Origin of the sequence: Citrobacter sedlakii, from assembly GCF_018128425.1 — a bacterium.
GTDB classification, from domain to species: Bacteria; Pseudomonadota; Gammaproteobacteria; order Enterobacterales; family Enterobacteriaceae; genus Citrobacter_A; species Citrobacter_A sedlakii.
In genome coordinates this window covers 2,630,611-2,650,128 of the sequence record NZ_CP071070.1, presented here as the reverse complement: position 1 = coordinate 2,650,128, position 19,518 = coordinate 2,630,611, and the positions used below count along the sequence as shown (strand labels likewise).

General features: G+C 52.0%; 21 protein-coding genes, 1 tRNA gene and 2 pseudogenes. 12 read left to right on the top strand and 12 right to left on the bottom strand.

The genetic code is table 11. The features are described 5' to 3' along the window. Nucleotides 1–101: 101 nt before the first annotated feature. From phoQ to rluE, 7 genes are all read right to left on the bottom strand, one after another. A complete protein-coding gene (gene phoQ / locus JY391_RS12720) occupies nucleotides 102–1,565 on the bottom strand; it encodes a two-component system sensor histidine kinase PhoQ (RefSeq protein WP_042287641.1) in 1,464 nt (487 codons plus the stop codon). After that, on the bottom strand, nucleotides 1,565–2,236 hold the full coding sequence (phoP, locus tag JY391_RS12715; RefSeq protein WP_042287748.1) for a two-component system response regulator PhoP: 672 nt from the start codon (nucleotides 2,234–2,236) through the stop codon (nucleotides 1,565–1,567). Before phoP ends, phoQ begins: the two co-directional genes overlap by 1 nt. A 181-nt stretch (nucleotides 2,237–2,417) precedes the next feature. Continuing rightward, nucleotides 2,418–3,788: an adenylosuccinate lyase gene (gene purB / locus JY391_RS12710; protein WP_042287640.1), complete on the bottom strand. Its 1,371-nt coding sequence runs from the start codon at nucleotides 3,786–3,788 to the stop codon at nucleotides 2,418–2,420. 3 nt (nucleotides 3,789–3,791) lie between these two features. Beyond that, nucleotides 3,792–4,433, bottom strand: a complete 642-nt coding sequence (hflD, locus tag JY391_RS12705; RefSeq protein ID WP_042287747.1) for a high frequency lysogenization protein HflD — start codon at nucleotides 4,431–4,433, stop codon at nucleotides 3,792–3,794. Between the two features lie 33 nt (nucleotides 4,434–4,466). Then, a complete protein-coding gene (gene mnmA / locus JY391_RS12700; RefSeq protein ID WP_060569624.1) occupies nucleotides 4,467–5,573 on the bottom strand; it encodes a tRNA 2-thiouridine(34) synthase MnmA in 1,107 nt (368 codons plus the stop codon). Nucleotides 5,574–5,627: 54 nt separating this feature from the next. Continuing rightward, nucleotides 5,628–6,089: an NUDIX domain-containing protein gene (locus JY391_RS12695; RefSeq protein WP_211934410.1), complete on the bottom strand. Its 462-nt coding sequence runs from the start codon at nucleotides 6,087–6,089 to the stop codon at nucleotides 5,628–5,630. Nucleotides 6,090–6,092: 3 nt separating this feature from the next. After that, nucleotides 6,093–6,728 carry a 23S rRNA pseudouridine(2457) synthase RluE gene (rluE, locus tag JY391_RS12690; protein ID WP_211934409.1) on the bottom strand — a complete coding sequence of 212 codons (636 nt, stop codon included), beginning with the start codon at nucleotides 6,726–6,728 and terminating at the stop codon, nucleotides 6,093–6,095. Between the two features lie 201 nt (nucleotides 6,729–6,929). Here rluE and icd point away from each other — a divergent pair, with 201 nt between their 5' ends. After that, entirely contained in the window at nucleotides 6,930–8,180 is a 1,251-nt protein-coding gene (gene icd, locus JY391_RS12685; RefSeq protein WP_042287636.1) for an NADP-dependent isocitrate dehydrogenase, read from the top strand. Nucleotides 8,181–8,332: 152 nt separating this feature from the next. Here icd and cspF read toward each other — a convergent pair whose 3' ends face one another. Next, nucleotides 8,333–8,545 carry a cold shock-like protein CspF gene (gene cspF, locus JY391_RS12680; protein ID WP_042287635.1) on the bottom strand — a complete coding sequence of 71 codons (213 nt, stop codon included), beginning with the start codon at nucleotides 8,543–8,545 and terminating at the stop codon, nucleotides 8,333–8,335. Nucleotides 8,546–8,838: 293 nt separating this feature from the next. Here cspF and JY391_RS23785 point away from each other — a divergent pair. The 5 genes and pseudogenes from JY391_RS23785 to JY391_RS12660 form a co-directional block, all read left to right on the top strand. Beyond that, nucleotides 8,839–9,024, top strand: a pseudogene (locus tag JY391_RS23785) (cold shock domain-containing protein); the annotation flags it as partial. Nucleotides 9,025–9,042: 18 nt separating this feature from the next. Continuing rightward, nucleotides 9,043–9,231 carry a cold shock small protein YmcF gene (gene ymcF / locus JY391_RS23780; RefSeq protein ID WP_042287743.1) on the top strand — a complete coding sequence of 63 codons (189 nt, stop codon included), beginning with the start codon at nucleotides 9,043–9,045 and terminating at the stop codon, nucleotides 9,229–9,231. A 22-nt stretch (nucleotides 9,232–9,253) separates the two neighbouring features. Further along, complete coding sequence (locus JY391_RS12670; RefSeq protein ID WP_211934407.1) at nucleotides 9,254–9,427, top strand: hypothetical protein; 174 nt, start codon at nucleotides 9,254–9,256, stop codon at nucleotides 9,425–9,427. A gap of 586 nt (nucleotides 9,428–10,013) precedes the next feature. Further along, nucleotides 10,014–12,377 carry an autotransporter outer membrane beta-barrel domain-containing protein gene (locus tag JY391_RS12665; protein ID WP_211934406.1) on the top strand — a complete coding sequence of 788 codons (2,364 nt, stop codon included), beginning with the start codon at nucleotides 10,014–10,016 and terminating at the stop codon, nucleotides 12,375–12,377. A 150-nt stretch (nucleotides 12,378–12,527) separates the two neighbouring features. Further along, nucleotides 12,528–12,602, top strand: a tRNA-OTHER gene (locus tag JY391_RS12660). 76 nt (nucleotides 12,603–12,678) lie between these two features. Here JY391_RS12660 and JY391_RS12655 read toward each other — a convergent pair. Next, nucleotides 12,679–12,969: a YdgH/BhsA/McbA family protein gene (locus tag JY391_RS12655; protein WP_042287633.1), complete on the bottom strand. Its 291-nt coding sequence runs from the start codon at nucleotides 12,967–12,969 to the stop codon at nucleotides 12,679–12,681. 132 nt (nucleotides 12,970–13,101) lie between these two features. After that, nucleotides 13,102–13,989, bottom strand: a complete 888-nt coding sequence (blaSED, locus tag JY391_RS12650) for an SED family class A beta-lactamase (RefSeq protein WP_199957371.1) — start codon at nucleotides 13,987–13,989, stop codon at nucleotides 13,102–13,104. Between the two features lie 197 nt (nucleotides 13,990–14,186). On the opposite strand from blaSED, the gene sedR reads away from it, so the two are divergent. Next, a complete protein-coding gene (gene sedR, locus JY391_RS12645) occupies nucleotides 14,187–15,047 on the top strand; it encodes a beta-lactamase transcriptional regulator SedR (protein WP_200033057.1) in 861 nt (286 codons plus the stop codon). 29 nt (nucleotides 15,048–15,076) lie between these two features. Here sedR and uspF read toward each other — a convergent pair whose 3' ends face one another. After that, nucleotides 15,077–15,505 carry a universal stress protein UspF gene (gene uspF, locus JY391_RS12640; RefSeq protein ID WP_042287629.1) on the bottom strand — a complete coding sequence of 143 codons (429 nt, stop codon included), beginning with the start codon at nucleotides 15,503–15,505 and terminating at the stop codon, nucleotides 15,077–15,079. Nucleotides 15,506–15,735: 230 nt separating this feature from the next. On the opposite strand from uspF, the gene JY391_RS12635 reads away from it, so the two are divergent. The 4 genes and pseudogenes from JY391_RS12635 to JY391_RS12620 all read left to right on the top strand — a co-directional run. Further along, nucleotides 15,736–16,062, top strand: a complete 327-nt coding sequence (locus JY391_RS12635) for a four-helix bundle copper-binding protein (RefSeq protein ID WP_042287626.1) — start codon at nucleotides 15,736–15,738, stop codon at nucleotides 16,060–16,062. A 180-nt stretch (nucleotides 16,063–16,242) separates the two neighbouring features. Then, nucleotides 16,243–16,854, top strand: a complete 612-nt coding sequence (gene zinT / locus JY391_RS12630) for a metal-binding protein ZinT (protein ID WP_229264112.1) — start codon at nucleotides 16,243–16,245, stop codon at nucleotides 16,852–16,854. 209 nt (nucleotides 16,855–17,063) lie between these two features. Next, on the top strand, nucleotides 17,064–17,483 hold the full coding sequence (locus tag JY391_RS12625; RefSeq protein WP_042287741.1) for a translesion error-prone DNA polymerase V autoproteolytic subunit: 420 nt from the start codon (nucleotides 17,064–17,066) through the stop codon (nucleotides 17,481–17,483). A gap of 2 nt (nucleotides 17,484–17,485) precedes the next feature. Continuing rightward, nucleotides 17,486–17,923: pseudogene (locus tag JY391_RS12620) on the top strand (Y-family DNA polymerase); the annotation flags it as partial. Nucleotides 17,924–18,404: 481 nt separating this feature from the next. On the opposite strand, the gene arsH reads toward JY391_RS12620, so the two are convergent. After that, nucleotides 18,405–19,103 (bottom strand): arsenic resistance NADPH-dependent reductase ArsH, encoded by a 699-nt coding sequence (gene arsH, locus JY391_RS12615; RefSeq protein ID WP_130979134.1) that lies wholly within the window; start codon nucleotides 19,101–19,103, stop codon nucleotides 18,405–18,407. Nucleotides 19,104–19,188: 85 nt separating this feature from the next. On the opposite strand from arsH, the gene arsR reads away from it, so the two are divergent. Further along, a complete protein-coding gene (gene arsR, locus JY391_RS12610; protein WP_130979135.1) occupies nucleotides 19,189–19,509 on the top strand; it encodes an As(III)-sensing metalloregulatory transcriptional repressor ArsR in 321 nt (106 codons plus the stop codon). Nucleotides 19,510–19,518 lie beyond the last annotated feature (9 nt).

The window sequence follows — 19,518 nt, the reverse complement described above, 5'->3', positions numbered from 1 at the left end:
CGCATCCACAGGCTGTTCGTTGCAACCGATTATAACGGATGCGTAACAGGATGAATGTAGTGAGCGCATATTTATTAGCGAAGGTCCCGTGATTTTCGGCGTTAGTCGTCTTTTTGCCCCGGCTGCTGGTGACCAAAAATCACCTCCATTCGGGCTCCGCCCAGCAGACTGTCGCTGGCGATAATCTTGCCGTCGTATTGCTCGGTAATTTCACGGGCGACCGCCAGTCCCACGCCTTGGCCCGGACGCAGTGTATCCACCCGCTGACCGCGATCAAACACCAGATCGCGCTTGCTCTGCGGGATGCCGGGACCGTCATCTTCCACCACAATATGCAGATGGTCGTCGGTCTGGCGGGCGGAAATTTCGACAAATTCGAGGCAATATTTGCAGGCGTTATCCAGCACGTTGCCCATCACTTCGACAAAGTCGTTCTGTTCACCGACAAAACTCACTTCCGGTGAAATATCGAGGCTGATAGTGACGCCTTTACGCTGATAAACCTTATTGAGCGCCGAGGTCAGGTTATCCAGTAAAGGGGCCACCGGATGCAGTTCCCGGCTGAGCAGTACGCCACCGCCGCGCATACTGGCGCGATGCAGGTAATAGCCAATCTGCTGAGAGATACGGCTGATTTGTTCAAGCATCACCGGCTCGGCGTCGCTAACGCTCAGCTTTTCACTGCGCATTGAACGCAGCGTACTTTGCAGCACGGCCAGCGGCGTCTTCAGGCTATGGGTCAGGTCGGTCAACGTGGTTCGGTACTTATCGTAGCGTTCGCGTTCGCTTTTCAGCAGACGATTAAGGTTGCGCACCAGGCTGGTCAGTTCGCGCGTGGTTTCCGGGTTTAACTGTTCGCGATGGTGTTCCTCCAGTTCCCGGACTTCGCGCGCCAGCGCCTCGATAGGGCGCAGGCTCCACCAGGCCGCCACCCAGAGCAACGGGATCACCAGCAGCAGGTTGGCTGCCAGCACGTAAATAAACCAGCTCCAGACCATATAAGAGCGTTTAAGCTCAATGGGAATTGTGTCGACCACCACAATCGTCAACTGCGGCATACGCGCCGTCGCCGGGTAGACGTTTACCGCGACCGAGTGGGTCATTTCCGCGTCGTCATCGTCTTCCCGTACCTCTTTCAGTTGCGCCTGCACCGAGTGGTCTTCGTTTACCAGCGTGCTGGTGGCGTCAATATCGGCTTCGATTTCGTGAAAACCGTTGGTTTTCAGCCAGTCGGGATGAATAAGTTTTACCAGCCACGGCACATTACGCTGCGCCCAGAGCAGCTTGCCGTTTTCATCATAAATCAACGAGATCGTGGGGCTTTGCATATCGAGATGCTCCGGGATCTCGACATGGATCTTATTGTCCTCCCACCTGGCGAGCGTATAGAAAAGATTGCTCTCGCCGCGCAGCAGGCGGAAGGTCGTTTTGTCAAAGCTGACGCTATAGCCCACCAGCGCGACTGCGCCATAGGCCAGAGACAGCACCAGCACCACCCCTGCAGTCGCCAGTAAAAAGCGTAGCCGCAGAGACAGCGGAAAAAGGTGACGCAGCAGTTTATTCATTAGCGCAGTTCGAACAGATATCCCTGACCACGGACGGTGGTAATCACGTCATGGGGATACAGCGCCTGAATCTTCTTGCGCAGACGGCCCATCAAAACGTCAATGGTATGACTTTCACGCAGTTCAGCATCCGGATAGAGCTGTAACATCAGCGCATCTTTACTGACCACTTTGCCGTTATTACGGATCAGCGTTTCCATAATGGTGTATTCAAAGGCGGTCAGCTTAATGACTTCATCGTTCACCGACAGTTCACGGCGAGAAAGATCGACCTGGAAAGGGGGAATGGAGATAATCTGTGAGGCATGGCCGCTGTTACGCCGCATCAACGCCTGCATGCGTGCCACCACTTCCTCAATGTGAAACGGTTTGGTGACATAGTCATCCGCCCCCGCGCTCAGCACCTCCACTTTGTCCTGCCAGCCTTCGCGCGCAGTCAGCACCAGAACCGGTAGGGAAACGTCATTCCCGCGCCAGCGACGGATCAGCGACAGCCCGTCTTCATCGGGTAGTCCGAGATCGACGATCGCGATATCTGGCACGTGTTCGTTAAGATAATAGTCGGCCTCTTTGGCATCTTCGGCGTCATCAACCTGATGTCCTGCATCCTGAAGTTGCACCTTCAGGTGGTGGCGTAACAACGCATTATCCTCAACAACCAGTACGCGCATCATCTTTTCTCCCTATATATACGGTATGAATAGTTTAACGCTGATTATGTTGCTGTGGGGATAAACATTTAATAAACCGGGGAAGGGGAAATGCCGGAAGCGCACCGGCACGGAAAACACGTCTGGCCATTGCAGGCCGGATAAGATGCCGTTGCATCATCATCCGGCACAGGCGGGTGGCTTATTTTAGCTCATCAACCATTGTCACGGCGCGACCAATGTAATTCGCCGGGGTCATCGCTTTCAGCCGCGTTTTTTCGTCTTCCGGCAGCGCCAGACCGTCGATAAACTGCTTCATCCCTTCAGCGTCAACGCGTTTGCCGCGGGTCAGCTCTTTCAGCTTTTCATACGGTTTTTCAATGCCATAGCGACGCATTACGGTTTGGATCGGCTCTGCCAATACTTCCCAGTTGTGATCCAGTTCGTCCAGCAGACGATCGCGGTTCACTTCCAGTTTGCTTACCCCTTTCAGGGTGGACTGATAGGCGATCAACGCGTAACCAATACCCACGCCCAGGTTACGCAGCACGGTTGAATCCGTCAGGTCGCGCTGCCAGCGGGACACAGGCAGTTTGCTGGCCAGATGTTGCAGAACCGCGTTTGACAGGCCCAGGTTACCTTCGGAATTTTCAAAATCGATCGGGTTTACTTTATGCGGCATGGTGGAAGACCCGATTTCGCCCGCAATGGTTTTTTGCCTGAAGTGGTTCAGCGCGATGTAACCCCAGACGTCACGATCGAAGTCGATCAGAATGGTGTTGAAACGGGCGATACAGTCGAACAGTTCGGCGATGTAGTCGTGCGGCTCAATCTGGGTGGTGTACGGGTTCCACTGAATGCCCAGCGAGGTGACAAATTCTTCGCTGAACTGGTGCCAGTCAACCTCCGGATACGCGGCGATGTGTGCGTTATAGTTACCGACCGCGCCGTTGATTTTACCCAGAATTTCTACCTGATTCAGCTGGCGGAACTGGCGCTCCATGCGGTAGGCCACGTTTGCCATCTCTTTGCCCATGGTCGACGGTGTTGCCGGTTGACCATGAGTACGGGAGAGAAGGGGGATGTCGCGATACTGAACGGAAAGATCTTTTACCGCGTCGATCATTTTGCGCCAGTACGGCAGGATCACTTCGTCGCGCGCGGTTTTCAGCATCAGCGCGTGTGAGAGGTTATTAATATCTTCTGAGGTGCAGGCAAAGTGAATGAATTCGGAAACCGCGTGCAGCTCAGGCACCTCCGCCACTTTCTCTTTCAGGAAATACTCGACTGCTTTGACGTCGTGGTTGGTGGTGCGCTCGATGGTTTTAATGCGCGCGGCGTCTTCTTCATTGAAGTTTGCCACGATAGCGTCGAGGAAACCGTTTGCATCGGCAGCAAAAGCAGGAACTTCCTTGATCGCTGCGTGCGCGGCCAGTTTTTGCAGCCAGCGTACTTCTACCTGTACGCGGAATTTCAGCAAACCGTATTCGCTGAAAATCCCGCGCAGCGCGCTGACTTTATCGCCGTAGCGTCCATCGACAGGGGAAACGGCGGTCAGTGAGGATAATTCCATAGATCACAACTCCGGGGTTAAATGAGCAAGAATTTGTTTTGCCTGAGTGGTCAGGCGATTACGGGAAAACATGAGCTGCAGGCGGCCTCCGCCAACCTGGTGCCAGAGCACGGCGGCGCGAATCCCTGCCAGCAGCGAGGCGCGCACTTTGGCCTGCACCTGAGGGCTTTGCAGTACGGCGGGGGAACCCGTCACCTGAATACGCGGTCCCAGCGGGCTGATGACGTCGACATAAATGCCGGCCATGGCGCTCATCAGCGTTTCCGATTGAAGATCGAAGTGTTCCAGCTGGCGCTGCAGGCCATTAATACGATCGCCCAGGGTATCCAGCGCGCCTTTGGCGGCGGAGAGTTTGCGCTCCAGCACCATCAGGCTCAGGGTATAGCGGGTTAGCTCTGCGTTTAGCCCCTGGCGACTGCTGGCGTTGAGCACGCCGAGCAGGGTCTCCAGGCCGAGGCGCAGATTGGCTTCGCTACCGCCGAACACCCCCAGCGTTGAGCTGGGGTTCATATCAATGACGCTGTTCAGTGAGACGTGGAGCGCATCGGCATCACAATGTCCCTGGTGCGCCAGTTGTTGCACCAGGCGTGCCGACTGGCAAATACCTGCCAGGGCGAGGGTGATGTCATAGTAATTTTTTGCCACGTTCACTGCTTCCTTGTATTTAAGAGGTAAAAATTAGACCGGCAACGGCAGGCGCTGTTCGATAATGCCGCCGCCGAGGCACACTTCGCCACGGTAAAAGACCGCCGACTGGCCCGGCGTGACCGCGGCAACCGGTTCGTCAAAGATCACTTCGATGCGTTCGTCATCCAGCGCGTTCACGGTGCACGGAATGTCAGTCTGGCGATAGCGTGTTTTCACCGTGCAGCGCATTGTGCCGGTGAACGGCTCGCGATCGACCCAGTGCAACTGTTGCGCCACCAGGCCGACGGACATCAGGCGCGGGTGTTCATGGCCCTGCGCGACAACCAGGATGTTGTTCTCAACGTCTTTATCGACCACGTACCAGGGATCGTCGGTCCCTTCTTTGGTGCCGCCGATGCCGAGTCCTTTACGTTGACCCAGCGTGTGATACATCAACCCCTGGTGCTGGCCAATCTCTTCGCCGTCTACGGTAACGATTTTACCCGGCTGTGCCGGCAGGTAACGGCCAAGAAACTCGCGGAACTTACGTTCGCCGATAAAACAGATACCGGTGGAGTCTTTTTTCTTTGCCGTCACCAGGCCCAGATCTTCGGCTATTTTACGCACCTGCGGCTTGGCCAGTTCGCCTACCGGGAACAGGCTTTGCGCGATTTGTTCATGGCTGAGGGTATACAGGAAGTAGCTCTGGTCTTTATTGCCGTCGAGCCCGCGCAGCAGACGACTTTTGCCGTCCACATCAGCGCGGCGCACGTAGTGGCCGGTGGCGATAAAGTCAGCGCCTAAATCTTCTGCGGCGAATTCGAGGAACGCTTTAAACTTGATCTCTTTATTGCACAGAATATCCGGGTTTGGCGTACGTCCGGCTCTGTACTCCTCAAGGAACAGCTCAAAGACGTTATCCCAGTATTCTGCGGCAAAGTTAACGGTGTGCAGTTCAATGCCGAGCTTATCGCAGACGGCCTGCGCGTCAGCCAGATCGGCCGCCGCGGTGCAGTATTCCTCACCGTCGTCTTCCTCCCAGTTCTTCATGAACAGGCCTTCTACCTGATAACCCTGTTGTTGCAACAGCCAGGCGGAAACGGAAGAGTCGACACCGCCGGACATCCCGACGATCACTTTTTTTGGGCTTTCTGACATTGGAATACTCACGACATTGAACTTCAAGGCGGCGTATTCTATCACGCACCCCTTTTAGTTGACACCCTCAGTAAACGGCCAGTTAAATTCACCGACCATTTCCAGTGGATAACGCTCTGGCCGCTGATAGCTGCGAATACTTTCGGCCACCAGCGGCGAACGCAGGTTCGGGGCGTGAAGAATCTCTTCTGCGCTGACCCAGCGGCAGCAATCGATATCGCTGTCATGCGGTTCAGTGTCGCACATATTGGCAAGTTCAATAGAGAACAGAAAGCGGAGAAAGGGCGTTTTGTCGGGCGCAATCCATTGATGCATACGAATAAAGTATTGAGGTTGCTCCTTAATCCCGGTTTCTTCCCACAGCTCGCGCGCCGCCGCTTGCACCAGCGTTTCGTCGGCTTCCAGATGTCCGGCAGGCTGATTCCACAACGCTTTGCCGTTTATCGTTTCTTCGACCACTAAAAATTTGTCTTCTGCATGGACGATGCAGGCAACCGTGACGTGTGGTTTGAACATACTTTATCCTTTATTTGCATTGGTGACGTCTCGCCACTCGCCGTTAGCGAGATTATCCAGCGTGTAATCCCCCATGGCATAGCGAATCAGACGCAGCGTCGGAAACCCGACGTGCGCGGTCATACGCCGCACCTGCCGGTTACGCCCTTCATATAAGGTGATCTTCAGCCAGCGGGTGGGGATGTTTTTCCGCTCACGAATCGGCGGGTTGCGCGGCCACAGCCAGTCAGGCTCCGCGACAAGCTCGACGCCGGCGGGCAGGGTGGGGCCATCGTTCAGCGTGACGCCATCGCGCAGCGCGTTCAGCGCTTGCACCGTAGGGTCGCCTTCGACCTGTACAAAATAGATTTTGCCGGTGCGTTTGCCGGGCTGCGTCAGGCGCGCCTGTAGCGCGCCGTCGTTAGTCAGCACCAACAGTCCTTCGCTGTCCCGGTCCAGACGGCCTGCGGCATAAATCCCCTGTACGGGGATAAAATCTTTTAAGGTGCGCCGTCCGGCCTCGTCAGTAAATTGTGGCAAAACATCGTAAGGTTTATTGAATAAAACCACGCGTTTTGGCTGGTTTTCTTTGCGCCGCTTAGTGGCTTGTCGCGAGCTGAATCGCTCAACCCGGTGATTTCTAAAAGAAGTTTTCTGCATGGTATTTTCAGATTATAGCAATTGCCGCATTATAGCCTAATCACGAGCGTCTTTCATGGCGGCGAACATTAGGGTAGTATTGACATGCTCATTACAAAACATTAACAAAAAATTGCTCTAACGCATTCGTGCAGCAGGACGCAATGGCACATGCAGCGCGATGACAGACGAGCAAACCAGAAGCGCTCGAAGGAGAGGTGAATGGAAAGCAAAGTAGTTGTTCCGGCGGAAGGTAAGAAGATCACCCTGCAAAACGGCAAACTCAACGTTCCTGAGAATCCGATTATCCCGTTTATCGAAGGCGACGGTATCGGTGTTGATGTAACCCCTGCCATGCTCAAAGTGGTCGATGCCGCGGTCGAGAAAGCCTATAAAGGTGAGCGTAAAATCTCCTGGATGGAAATTTACACCGGTGAAAAATCCACCCAGGTTTATGGTCAGGACGTCTGGCTGCCCCCTGAAACCCTGGATCTGATTCGTGAATACCGCGTGGCGATTAAAGGCCCGCTGACTACCCCGGTTGGTGGCGGTATCCGCTCTCTGAACGTTGCGCTGCGTCAGGAACTTGACCTGTACGTTTGCCTGCGTCCGGTGCGTTATTACCAGGGCACCCCAAGCCCGGTTAAACACCCGGAACTGACCGACATGGTTATCTTCCGTGAAAACTCTGAAGACATCTACGCAGGTATTGAATGGAAAGCGGACTCAGCGGACGCTGAGAAAGTGATTAAATTCCTGCGCGAAGAGATGGGCGTGAAAAAAATCCGCTTCCCTGAGCACTGCGGTATCGGTATCAAGCCGTGTTCTGAAGAAGGAACCAAACGTCTGGTGCGCGCGGCAATCGAGTACGCGATCACCAACGATCGTGACTCCGTGACCCTGGTCCATAAAGGCAACATCATGAAGTTCACCGAAGGCGCGTTTAAAGACTGGGGTTACCAGTTGGCGCGCGATGAGTTCGGCGGCGAGCTGATCGATGGCGGTCCGTGGGTGAAAATCAAGAACCCGAACACCGGCAAAGAGATTGTCATTAAAGACGTCATTGCCGATGCGTTCCTGCAACAAATCCTGCTGCGTCCGGCGGAATACGACGTTATCGCCTGTATGAACCTGAACGGCGACTATATTTCCGATGCGCTGGCTGCGCAGGTTGGCGGCATCGGTATCGCCCCGGGCGCGAACATTGGCGACGAGTGCGCGCTGTTTGAAGCGACTCACGGCACCGCGCCGAAGTACGCAGGTCAGGATAAAGTGAACCCGGGCTCCATCATCCTTTCTGCTGAAATGATGCTGCGTCACATGCAGTGGTTCGAAGCCGCAGACCTGATTGTTAAGGGCATGGAAGGGGCGATCGCCGCGAAGACCGTGACCTATGACTTCGAACGTCTGATGGAAGGCGCTAAACTGCTGAAATGTTCAGAGTTTGGCGACGCGATCATCGCCAATATGTAATTCAGATTCTGGGTGACACTATAACGGGAGCCAGTGGTTCCCGTTTTTTATTTTTTCCGATAACGTCTGCCAGGTATAGACTGACTGCGGGCTGTTAGCGAATGGCTAATGATGCACCACGGTTTTTCCTGGGCGAAAGGTGTTAATACAGATTACGAAAGATAAACATTCGCTGCTGAAGGGCCATGCAGACCGTTTATTCGGCAAAACTCAACGCGTAACCCAGGGGTCAGTACTTCTGAATCGCGAAGGCTGAGTGCGGAAATGTGAAGCTGAACATCTTTGCGGCCATCGGAGGGGCTGATTAGACCTTTACCGCTTTTGCAGTCAAAGGTTTTGACAATTCCTGTCATTTTACGGGACAAACAAATTCCTTAATGCTAATTACAGGGTGCACTATACACGTGCTTAAAGAGAACGCCAGAGTTATTTTCTGGCTATAAGGATATCCGGATGGCTAAAATAAACATTGCTTAACGGATACGTCCATGCGTTAATGACATCATCGGTTTAAGAACAAACGATCTATAAAGTTGTTTACTCAAGCAGTTCTCATTTCAGGTATATTCTCTTTGTCCCTTCTTTGAGTCTTCCCACTATTCACTTCGTCGTTTCTGTAAAAACCCTACGCCGGAAGGCTCAAATTAAGGTATCGATCATGTCAATTAAAAAGACAGGCTTAGTAAAAGAATTCAACGCTGAAAAAAGTTTCGGTTTTATTGCTCCGGCTGATGGCAGCAAAGATGTGTTTGTCCCTTCTTCTGCAATTCAGAGCGACAATTTTAAAACGTTAAATGAGGATCAGGACGTCGAATTTAGCGTAGACCAGGGCCCCAGAGGCCCGCACTTTAAGGTGAGCGTTATGACTCCTCATATCCACTTCAGATGTCCATGTTGTCATGGTTCTCAGTACAGAACCTCTGCTTTTGATGTTACCGAGAAAAACCCTTTCGGCGCAAAATGCATTTTTTGCAAATCTGTCATGGTGACATTTGACAATATTACACAGTACATTCGTTCCGGTCAGACACCGGTAGACTACCGAAAATAATTGAGGCTCCGCCGGGAGCCTTTTGGCATTTTTATCTCCCTTCCTTTTTGTGATGAAACGCGCTAATCAGGATTATGGTACTCAAGTCGGTATCCCTCCGGACACCTCTGCGCGCAGGGTGGCATTTGTTATCAGCGAGCCGGAAGATGTCGGTGTGAACGAGGTTATTTTCCGTCCGATGACGCAGGCGCTGTAAACGGCGTCTTCACATTTTACGCTACCTTACTTTCTGGAATTAATAAGAGCGAGAGCCAAAAGGTTCTCGTTTTTTATTGTCGCGAATACGGTATAAGCAACATAATTCGAGAAATGTTGCTGTGTTAATAAGGAATTTCCGTATTATTTTGCCTTGTTGCGCAGGTCCCGGTTTACTGTTGGTTTACATTATCTGTGTTTAGATGGACGCGTTTGATTTAAGCCTGTCATTGGTTTTTATTCCCTCCCGTGCGTGATTATGCGCAGCAGGTCAATTGTCTTTTAATGAAAGGATACGTCTGGTTTACTGTTGTTATATCAGGTTTTGCCGTGGCGTCCCTGAAGTGAGAAATTAAATGAGCACACAAGGATGGTCAGCAAATACCTCCGTAAGCACTCTTATTCATCATGTTGTTGCCTCTACGCTGGCCTGCGGTTTTGCGGTGTTGTCGCCCGCTGTCGGGGCGGTATCATTAATTCCTGTAGAAACAGAAACGACGAATGAGCGTTGTAATATTAACTGCCTCATTTCTGGCGAGACAGTAATATACAATGGAGATGCTGTCGTAAAAAATATTGTTGTCGAAATGTCTGTTCCGCAAAAAAGTAGTGGTGTTTTAGAATTACAGGATAACGCCACGTCTTACGGTACGGTTCTTAACGATAAAGGTTTTGAAAATGTCAGAGATAACGCCGTTGCCAGGGGGACGATTATCAACAGCAATGGTACGCAAAACGTTTATTCTGAAGCGGTGGATACCGTTGTTCAGGGGAGCGGCGGACGCCAGTATGGTTATGAAAATGCGCTAATCACCGGCACTCAGCTCAATAACGGCGGGCAGCAATGGCTCAAGGATAACGCGCATGCAAAAAACACAACGATAGAGGAAGGCTCTTCACAATACCTGAGTGACAGCGCGCGGGTGACAGACACCACGATTAATCACGGCGCGCAGTATATTTCTGGCTTAAATGCGGTTGCAGAAGGTACAACCCTTAACGGAACGGCTCGTCAGCAGCTTACCGGTGGTTTGGCGGTGAATACCACTCTCAACGGAAACAGTGTTCAGACGCTTCAATTCCAGACCTGGGCGCCGGGCTTCGTGGAAAATACGATACTGAATGATAACAGCGTTCAGTATGTTTACTTTTCCGCCTCCACGGCGAAAAAAACGCAGCTTAATGATACGTCGCGCCAGTATATTTATTTCGGCTCGCAGGCCGAAGACACGCATATTAACGGCGGCCATCAGATCGTTTATAGCGAAGGTTATGCGGACAGAACGAGGATTGACGCCGGGATCCAGTCGGTGGCGAATAATGCCATTATTAATGACACCACAATCAATGGCGGTCGTTCTTATTTATATGATGGCGCACGCGCGACCGGTTTTATGAATGTCGGGCAGGCGGGAGGCGTCTATATGGATGCCGGTGCGGTAGCCGATAACATCACGCTAGCCGGTACGCTGTACATTACCGACATTGATAACGACACCGCGGATCTGGACCCGGCTTATGTCGGCAATCTCACTCTCCAGGGAGGAAACGTAAGTTTTCTGCTCGACAGTTACGGCGAATATGCGGCTCTGACCATTGATAATCTTAGCGGCTCAGGTCACTTTTTATTTAATTCATCGCTGGCTAAAAAGAACGCGAATTTTGTCGAGATAGGTCAGGGCGCTGGCAGCTTTACTATCATGGTTTTTGACTCGGGGCATGAAATCGCCGACGACAGGGACCTTACGGTGAATCTTATTCACGATCAACGCGGTGAAGCGGAATTTTCTCTGGTGAGCGCTAATTATCATCGCTCAGCCGCGATTGATGGCGGTACGTATCTTTATACGCTGTATCATCAACAGAATAAGGATGGCTACAGCGGCAATGTCTGGTATCTCGGCGCGATGACCGATGGCAATGAAGGTAACGAAGGCGATGAAGATAATGAAGATAACGAGGGCAACGAGGGCGACGGCGGCAGCGAAGGAGATAATGGGAATAACAATGGCAATGGCGGCGGTTCGCTGATTACGACCCCCTCTACGGATGCAGTCCTGAGCCTGGCGACCGTCGGCCTGAATGTTATGCGTTCAGAAATGGACGGCCTGCGCAGTTACCGTAATCACTCAGGCCGTGAGCGAAAGGCGGGCGAGGGGAATGTCTGGGGCCATTATCTGGGTAAAAAGAGCCACGTTTCGGTCAGTAGCGGTGCTGAATATACGCTGCACCAAAACGGTTTGGAACTGGGCGGAGACCGAATGGCGGAATATCAGGATGGAACGCTTGTTAGCGGCGCGTTTATCACGCTGACCAAAAATCATGTCCTGCACGCCCGGGGCGGAAAAAGCCATGTGGACAGTTACGGTATTGGCGGCTACGCCACCTGGTATCATCACAACGGCGTTTATATTGATGGCGTGGTTAAAGCGAATAGATTAAATAATAACCTCAGGGTGCGTATGACCAATGGCGGTAATGCAACGGGAGAATGGCATCAATATGGTCTGAGCGCCGCGACTGAAAGCGGAATACTTTTCCAGCCGGATGATACCATCACCGTTGAGCCATTTTTTCGCCTTACCGGGACGCAAATTAATGATGCGGATATTCGTTTGTCAAACGGGATGAGGGCGAAGACAGGCGCGGCGCGTTCTCTTATTGCCGGGATGGGTATACGCACGGGAGGCCATTTTTCCAGCCATGACACTGTTATTGCGCCATACATTCAGGTTGAGGTTGAACAGGAATTAGCAAAATCGAATCGCACGGTAATCAATAATGTGAATCGTTTTGATAATAATCTTAACGGTACCTCCGGTAAGTATGGCCTGGGTCTGTCTGCCGACGTAACTCGCACCGCCACGCTGTATGGTGAAATGAATTACCGACAGGGTCGCCATATTGAGGAACCCATTCAGGGTGTTGTTGGGATACGGATGCGCTTTTGATTTGCTATCGGCGCGCAAATAATAAGCAAACAGTGAATTAAAGGCGTTTCAAAAGGACTTTAGCTCTTGCAGGGTTAATTTGAGTTATGTATTATTCAGCCCGTTATCACTGATGAGTAAATTCTCAATCAGATAATGATAAACGGCTAACCGCCATTAGCTCATCTGGAAGAGCGAACGACTTTTGTTGTAGGGAACGGGGTTCGAGGCCTCGATGGCGGCCCAAATTTTAAAGGCCTGGACATTTGTCCGGGCCTTTTTCTTTTGTCAGACCAGCGGGTGAATACTGTTCACTACGGACTTATTTTTTCGCATCTTTATAAATGTCGGCGACCGCTTCAAAATTCGGGCCATGCTGACGGGCAGCGACGATGTGATAATATTTGGCGCCTTTTTCATCCGTCAGTTTCGACAGTTCTTCACGCAGATCGCTTGGTGAGGAGATGGCTCCGCCGCTCTGCGAAACGTTTACCGTCCCCACTTTTTCCAGTTTAAAATGATCAACTTCTTCTTTTGAAACCTGGTCAGCGGCAATGGCGCTGAAAGAGAAGGCTGAGACAAGCAGTGTGGTAGCGAAAGCAATTTTTTTCATATCGCGCATCCTTGTTAGGTTGATTGGTGAGAGTGAATTCACACATTTTTTAGTGTAGACCAATTTTCCAGCGAAGCGCTGTTTTCCGCACAGACACCGTCAGGTGTCTGCGCAGGGTTCTGTTCAGAGAAATTACTTTCCTTCCGTCACAATTTTCGCCGCCGCGGCCAGGACATCTTTACGCCATTTCGCATCCTGCCGTGGCTGTGTGAAATAGGTTACCAGCACCAGCGGGGCGCGGTCTTCCGGCCAGATCACCGCGATGTCATTCGTGGTGCCGTAATCACCCGCCCCGGTTTTATCGCCCACCACCCAGTGTGCAGGAAGGCCGGCACGAATGCTCTGGCCCCCGGTGGTGTTGCCTTTCAGCCAGTCGACAAGCTGCGCGCGCTGGGGACCTGCCAGCGCGTCGCCCAGCGTGAGTTTACGCAGACTTTTGGCCATGGCCAGCGGCGATGTTGTGTCGCGCTCATCGCCGGGAATGGCGGTGTTTAATTCCGGCTCTTTGCGATCGAGACGAAACGTCGTGTCGCCAATGGAACGTGCAAACGCCGTGACGTTGCCGGGGCCGCCAAGATGCGCCAGCAGTTTATTCATGGCGGTATTATCGCTGTACTGTAACGTCGCTGCGCTTAGCTCAGCTAATGTCATCGTATTACCCACATATTTCTCTGTTACGGGATTCCAGTTGGTCAGATCGGCTTTTTTAATGGTCATTTTTTGCTGCAAAATACCGTCATGGGTTTCACTCTGTTTTAATACCGCGGCGGCGGTCATGACCTTACTGGTGCTGCACATCGCAAAACGCTCGTCTGCGCGGTACAGCACCTGCGAATTATCCGCAGTATTAATCAGCGCCACGCCCAGGCGTCCGCCAGATTGCTTTTCCAGCGCCGCCAGCTTTTTCTGAACCTGCTGCACGTCTGACGTCGCCTGCGCATGCAGTGAAGTGCTACTAAAAATGAAGGGCATAACAGCGGCAGCGATAAATACCGTCTGGCGAAACCGTTCTTTAAGCATACAAAACCTTCTTAATCGTCATTGAATGGGTAAATAAGGACACTTTTGTTTTTGGTGCAGAAATATCCAGGCCAGAGACATCAATAAAAATAAAATGTTTCCCGGTTGCCGGCGTGATGCACTATCTCCATTCAGCGCTTGCTTAACAAGCGAGAAGAATTTACCCTGGACAAAAGAAAATCTTATGAGTCTTTTCGATGCGTTCTCATCTTCCTCTCAATGCGCTACGCGCCTTTGAAGCTTCCGCCCGTCATTTGAGCTTTACGCGCGCCGCGCTTGAACTTTGCGTAACGCAGGCGGCGGTCAGCCAACAGGTACGAATACTTGAAGATCGCCTGAACCGGGTGCTGTTCAAGCGTCTGCCCAGAGGGCTGGAGATGACGGATGAGGCGCAGGCGCTGTTTGCGGTGCTGACCGATGCGTTTGGGCAAATCGACACCATTTTCCGCCAGTTTGAAGGAGGAGAATACCGTGAGGTGCTCACCGTCGCGGCGGTTGGGACTTTCGCTGTTGGCTGGCTGCTACCGCGCATTGAACAATTCCGGCAAGCGCATCCGTTTGTCGATCTGCGTTTGCGCACCAATAACAACGTGGTAAACCTGGCCGCAGAAGGGCTGGATTTCGCCATCCGCTTTGGTAGCGGTCAGTGGCCCGCCACCCATAACGAAATGCTGTGCGAGGCGCCGCTGACGGTGCTCTGTTCGCCCAATACCGCGCAACGACTGTCGCATCCCGCCGATCTCCTGCAAGAGAATCTTTTACGCTCTTACCGGGCAGATGAGTGGGATGCCTGGTTTGCGGCGGCAGGGGTTAGCGCTGAGCGAATCAATGGCGCAATGTTCGACTCATCGCGCCTGATGGTTGAAACGGTCATCCAGAGCGGCGGCGCGGCACTGGTTCCGGCAAAAATGTTCAGCCGTGAGCTGGCGAGCGGGCAGCTTGTGCGTCCTTTTGCTAATGAAGTCGATATGGGCAGCTACTGGCTCACGCACCTGAAATCGAAGCCAGTGACCCCGGCAATGGAAATCTTTCGGGACTGGATTGTAAAGGCAGAATAAACGGGAGCCAGCGGACTCCCGTTCGGGGATCAGCGTACCACTAACACCGGGCAGTGCGCGTGGCGAACCACGGCCGCAGCGGTTGAGCCCAGCAGATAGGTTGAGATGCCTGGCTGGTGCGAGGCAATAATCACCAGATCGGCGCTCACCGCCTCCGCCACCTTCAGGATTTGATCTTTAGGTGGACCATACACCACGTGCGTTTGCACTCTGCCTTCAGGGATAGTGAATTGCTTCACGATCTCTTCCAGCTTCTGCAAGGCTTTGGCCTGTAAACCGTTCCTGTCTGGTAATTCGCCGGAGTAGGCAAGCCCCATGGAAGCATAGAAGGGGACTGACGGGATCACCGCCAGGAAGTGGACTTTTGCCGCTTTGGTGTGCGCCTCAACCTGGGGGATGAGCTGGCGGGTCAGATCGGATTCAGAGATATCAATTGGAACCAGAACAGAACGATACATAGTATTACCTCCTGTTTTTTATGTCCGCCTCCATCATACCGAATCCGGTTTTTGTAGAAAAAGTGACCCGATCAAAGTTCTGGACAACGGGGCGTGGAATATGTGATTGCCGACACGAAATGGAAAAGGATTCTGCTATTCGGAAAAAAGTGAATGCGCCTTACCGCCTGGCGAGGTGGGAAATTTTGTGCAGACTTATCTACTCCTCTGACAAAAATAAGGAGTGAGTTATGCAGCAAGAACACCGTGAATGTATTGATATGTGTTATGCGTGTGCGGCAGCATGCGATCACTGTGCTGCGTCATGCCTGAATGAACAAGATATCGATATGATGAGAGCGTGTATCCGTCTGGATACCCAGTGTGCCGCAATGTGCCGTCTGGCGGCGCAATTTATGGCCCTGGACAGCGATTATCTCAGTCAGGCGTGTCGTCTTTGCGTGGACCTGTGCAAAGCCTGCGCCGAGGAATGTGCCCGACATGAGCACCAACACTGTCAGGCGTGCGCCCAGGCCTGCAATGCGTGCGCCGACGCCTGCCTGAAGATGGCTGCCTGACAGCCTCCTGCCATTGGCCACCCGCGCGGTGGCCGTTGATTTTCGGTCTGCTTTTCCTCGTTGTTTTCATCGGGACAGTTGAATATCTTCTTTTGTTATAATATAACATTGCATCTTTATGGATGAACTGAGGGTGCAATTGTGGTTATTCGTTTTAAAAAACTATCGCTGTTTCTGGGAATGCTGCTGGCGAGCGGTTATGCCTTCGCACACGGTCACCATTCACATGGCGCTCCGCTGACAGAGGTGGAACAGAAAGCGGCCGAAGGCGTATTCGACGATAAAAACGTTCGGGACAGGGCGTTGACCGACTGGGACGGTATGTGGCAATCCGTTTACCCGTATCTGGTCAGCGGCGAACTGGATCCGGTGTTTACGCAGAAAGCAGAGAAAGATAAGCGTAAATCAGCAGAGGAAATAAAAGCGTATTACCGCAAAGGATATGCAACGGATGTCGAAACGATCGGTATTGAAAACGGCGTGATGGAGTTCCATACCGGCGATCAGGTCGCCTCCTGTAAATATGACTATGCTGGACACAAGATCCTCACCTATACCTCGGGTAAGAAAGGCGTCCGTTATCTGTTTGAGTGCAAAGAGGCGAACAGCAACGCGCCGAAATATGTGCAGTTTAGCGATCATATCATCGCTCCGCGCAAGTCGAGCCATTTCCATATCTTTATGGGCAATACCTCACAGCAGGCGCTGCTGGAAGAGATGGATAACTGGCCAACCTATTATCCTTACCAGCTTAAGGCCCAGGCCGTGGTGGATGAAATGCTGCATCATTAAATCCTGTGAACCCGTCGCATGCCGACGGGTTTTCAGTTGGCGCTTTTATAATCATTCGAATGAGCCGCACAAAATTTTTTTCTCCCCGTAAATAAATAAAATCAACATGCTGCAGTTTAACGCCCGCCAACACGCGCTGTTCGCCGCTTGATCTCGCCTTTGTTTAAATCTACTGTATATAAATACAGTAAATATATGGATGTGTGATGATGATGTTCTACAGACCCGTTGACTTGCGCCAGATTGTAACGACTCCGCTTTTTGCCGATATCGTTCAGTGCGGATTTCCCTCTCCCGCGCAAGATTATGTGGAACAACGGATCGACCTTAACGAACTGCTTATTCAGCATCCCAGTTCAACTTATTTTGTCCGCGCCGCTGGCGACTCGATGATTGAGGGCGGTATTGGCGACGGGGATTTGCTGGTGGTGGACAGCGCGCTTCAGGCGACGCATGGTGACATTGTGATTGCGGCAGTTGAAGGGGAGTTTACGGTAAAGCAGCTACAGCTGCGGCCCACGGTGCAGTTAAACCCGATGAACAGCGCCTGGTCGCCTATCCGCGTGAGCAGTGAGGATACGCTGGATATTTTCGGCGTGGTTACGCACATCATCAAAGCGACAAAGTAATCATGTTTGCGCTGGTGGATGTGAATTCCTTTTACGCATCCTGCGAAACCGCCTTCCGGCCGGATCTGAAAGGTAAGCCAGTGGCCGTGTTATCAAACAACGATGGTTGCGTCATCGCCCGAAGCGCAGAAGCAAAGCGGCTGGGCGTGAAAATGGGCGATCCCTACTTTAAGCAAAAAGATCTGTTTCGTCGCTATGGCGTCGTCTGCTTCAGCAGCAACTACGAACTGTACGCCGATATGTCTAACCGGGTAATGACCACGCTGGAAGAGCTGACGCCGCGCGTGGAAATATACAGTATCGATGAAGCGTTTTGCGATCTGACGGGGGTACGTCATTGCCGGGATCTGACCGATTTCGGCATGGAGATTCGCCGCACGCTGCTGCAGCGCACGCATCTGCTGGTTGGTGTCGGTATCGCCCCAACCAAGACGCTGGCGTTATACAGTGATCAATATATTTTCATTTGAGGCCTACTGAAAGTAAGCTTTCCTCATGTGCTATCAGCTTATGTTGTGCTGCAGCATCGCTGTGAGTCTTATCAATGAAGAGCAAATGATTAGCGGTTGCCGCTTCGGTTGAAGGAAAAGAGTCAGATACAAAAAAAGCGGGGGTAGCACCCCGCTTTGGTATTTTTGGTAAGTAGCAACCCAAAGGCGGGCAACTCCTCACATCCTAACGCTAAAAGTTGTAAGAATACAAAACTTTTCGAATGCAATTTTTCGCACGGTATATCTTCCCGACTGGTTAGATTATGTAGTCAAAATGCTATATATCGTTAAAGCATGCTGCCTGTTATAGACAAAGATGTCCGTTCCTCGCTCACGGCTCATAGCAGATGGAACATCTACCTCGGGCATCTTTTTTCCAGGAGCTGACGTTGTTGAGTTCACTCAGGATGGGTTCACGATACAAGGAACTCTATATTTTCTCCTGATTGACGCGGGCTGACAGTTCCTGATGGCTTTCTTTGCGTTCGCTGTAACGATCGGCAAGGTACTCCGTATGACCTTTCAGCAGCAGCGTGCTTTTGAACAGCTCTTCTGCCACATCCACGATGCGGTCATACCAGGATGATGGTTTCATTCGCCCGTTTTCATCAAATTCCTGCCAGGCTTTCGCCACGGAAGACTGATTCGGGATGGTGAACATGCGCATCCAGCGTCCCAGAATCCGCATCTGATTGACGGCATTGAAGGACTGAGAACCGCCACATACCTGCATGACCGCCAGCGTTTTTCCCTGGGAAGGACGAACAGCGCCCTCTGACAAAGGGATCCAGTCAATTTGCGCCTTCATTATTGCGCTCATCGCCCCGTGGCGTTCCGGGGAACTCCAGACCATGCCATCACACCATCTCACCAGTTCGCGCAGCTCCGTCACTTTAGGGTGAGTTTCTGGTGCATCATCAGGCAGAGGCAAGCCGGACGGGTTAAATGTTTTGACCTCAGCACCCATAGCAATGAGCAATCGACCTGCTTCCTCGGCAGCAAAACGGCTGTATGAACGTTGACGTACTGACCCATACAGAATCAGGATACGTGGTGGTGTCGGATGCTGAAGCCGCTCAGCGATCTGCCTGTCGAAACACTCAGCATTCAGGGCTGGAAACTGATCCATTTTTTCTTCCTCTCAAAAATCGATAATGTTCAAATCAATATATATGTTTTATCATATGTGTATTCTAAATTTACCGGAAGCGAAAATGCTACAGCCTGTTCAGCTTTTCAAAATTCTGTCAGACGAAACCCGTCTGGCTATCGTGATGCTTCTCAGGGAATCGGGCGAGATGTGCGTGTGTGACCTTTGCGGGGCCACCTCCGAGTCGCAGCCCAAAGTTTCCCGGCATATGGCAATTCTGCGGGATTCTGAGCTCGTTCTGGACCGTCGGGAAGGGAAATGGGTCCATTACCGACTTTCTCCACATATGCCCGCATGGGCAGCAGAAACCATCACGACATCCTGGCACTGCCTGCGGGAAGACGTTCGTCAGTGGCTGGATAAATCAGCGGCATCATCCTGCTGAGATGAATCG

Coding starts and splice junctions, on each gene's coding strand:
- phoQ (WP_042287641.1), bottom strand. CDS start 1,565: ATGAATAAACTGCTGCGTCACCTTTTTCCGCTGTCTCTGCGGCTACGC.
- phoP (WP_042287748.1), bottom strand. CDS start 2,236: ATGCGCGTACTGGTTGTTGAGGATAATGCGTTGTTACGCCACCACCTG.
- purB (WP_042287640.1), bottom strand. CDS start 3,788: ATGGAATTATCCTCACTGACCGCCGTTTCCCCTGTCGATGGACGCTAC.
- mnmA (WP_060569624.1), bottom strand. CDS start 5,573: ATGTCAGAAAGCCCAAAAAAAGTGATCGTCGGGATGTCCGGCGGTGTC.
- JY391_RS12695 (WP_211934410.1), bottom strand. CDS start 6,089: ATGTTCAAACCACACGTCACGGTTGCCTGCATCGTCCATGCAGAAGAC.
- rluE (WP_211934409.1), bottom strand. CDS start 6,728: ATGCAGAAAACTTCTTTTAGAAATCACCGGGTTGAGCGATTCAGCTCG.
- icd (WP_042287636.1), top strand. CDS start 6,930: ATGGAAAGCAAAGTAGTTGTTCCGGCGGAAGGTAAGAAGATCACCCTG.
- ymcF (WP_042287743.1), top strand. CDS start 9,043: ATGACTCCTCATATCCACTTCAGATGTCCATGTTGTCATGGTTCTCAG.
- JY391_RS12665 (WP_211934406.1), top strand. CDS start 10,014: ATGTCTGTTCCGCAAAAAAGTAGTGGTGTTTTAGAATTACAGGATAAC.
- JY391_RS12655 (WP_042287633.1), bottom strand. CDS start 12,969: ATGAAAAAAATTGCTTTCGCTACCACACTGCTTGTCTCAGCCTTCTCT.
- blaSED (WP_199957371.1), bottom strand. CDS start 13,989: ATGCTTAAAGAACGGTTTCGCCAGACGGTATTTATCGCTGCCGCTGTT.
- sedR (WP_200033057.1), top strand. CDS start 14,187: ATGCGTTCTCATCTTCCTCTCAATGCGCTACGCGCCTTTGAAGCTTCC.
- uspF (WP_042287629.1), bottom strand. CDS start 15,505: ATGTATCGTTCTGTTCTGGTTCCAATTGATATCTCTGAATCCGATCTG.
- JY391_RS12635 (WP_042287626.1), top strand. CDS start 15,736: ATGCAGCAAGAACACCGTGAATGTATTGATATGTGTTATGCGTGTGCG.
- zinT (WP_229264112.1), top strand. CDS start 16,243: ATGCTGCTGGCGAGCGGTTATGCCTTCGCACACGGTCACCATTCACAT.
- JY391_RS12625 (WP_042287741.1), top strand. CDS start 17,064: ATGATGTTCTACAGACCCGTTGACTTGCGCCAGATTGTAACGACTCCG.
- arsH (WP_130979134.1), bottom strand. CDS start 19,103: ATGGATCAGTTTCCAGCCCTGAATGCTGAGTGTTTCGACAGGCAGATC.
- arsR (WP_130979135.1), top strand. CDS start 19,189: ATGCTACAGCCTGTTCAGCTTTTCAAAATTCTGTCAGACGAAACCCGT.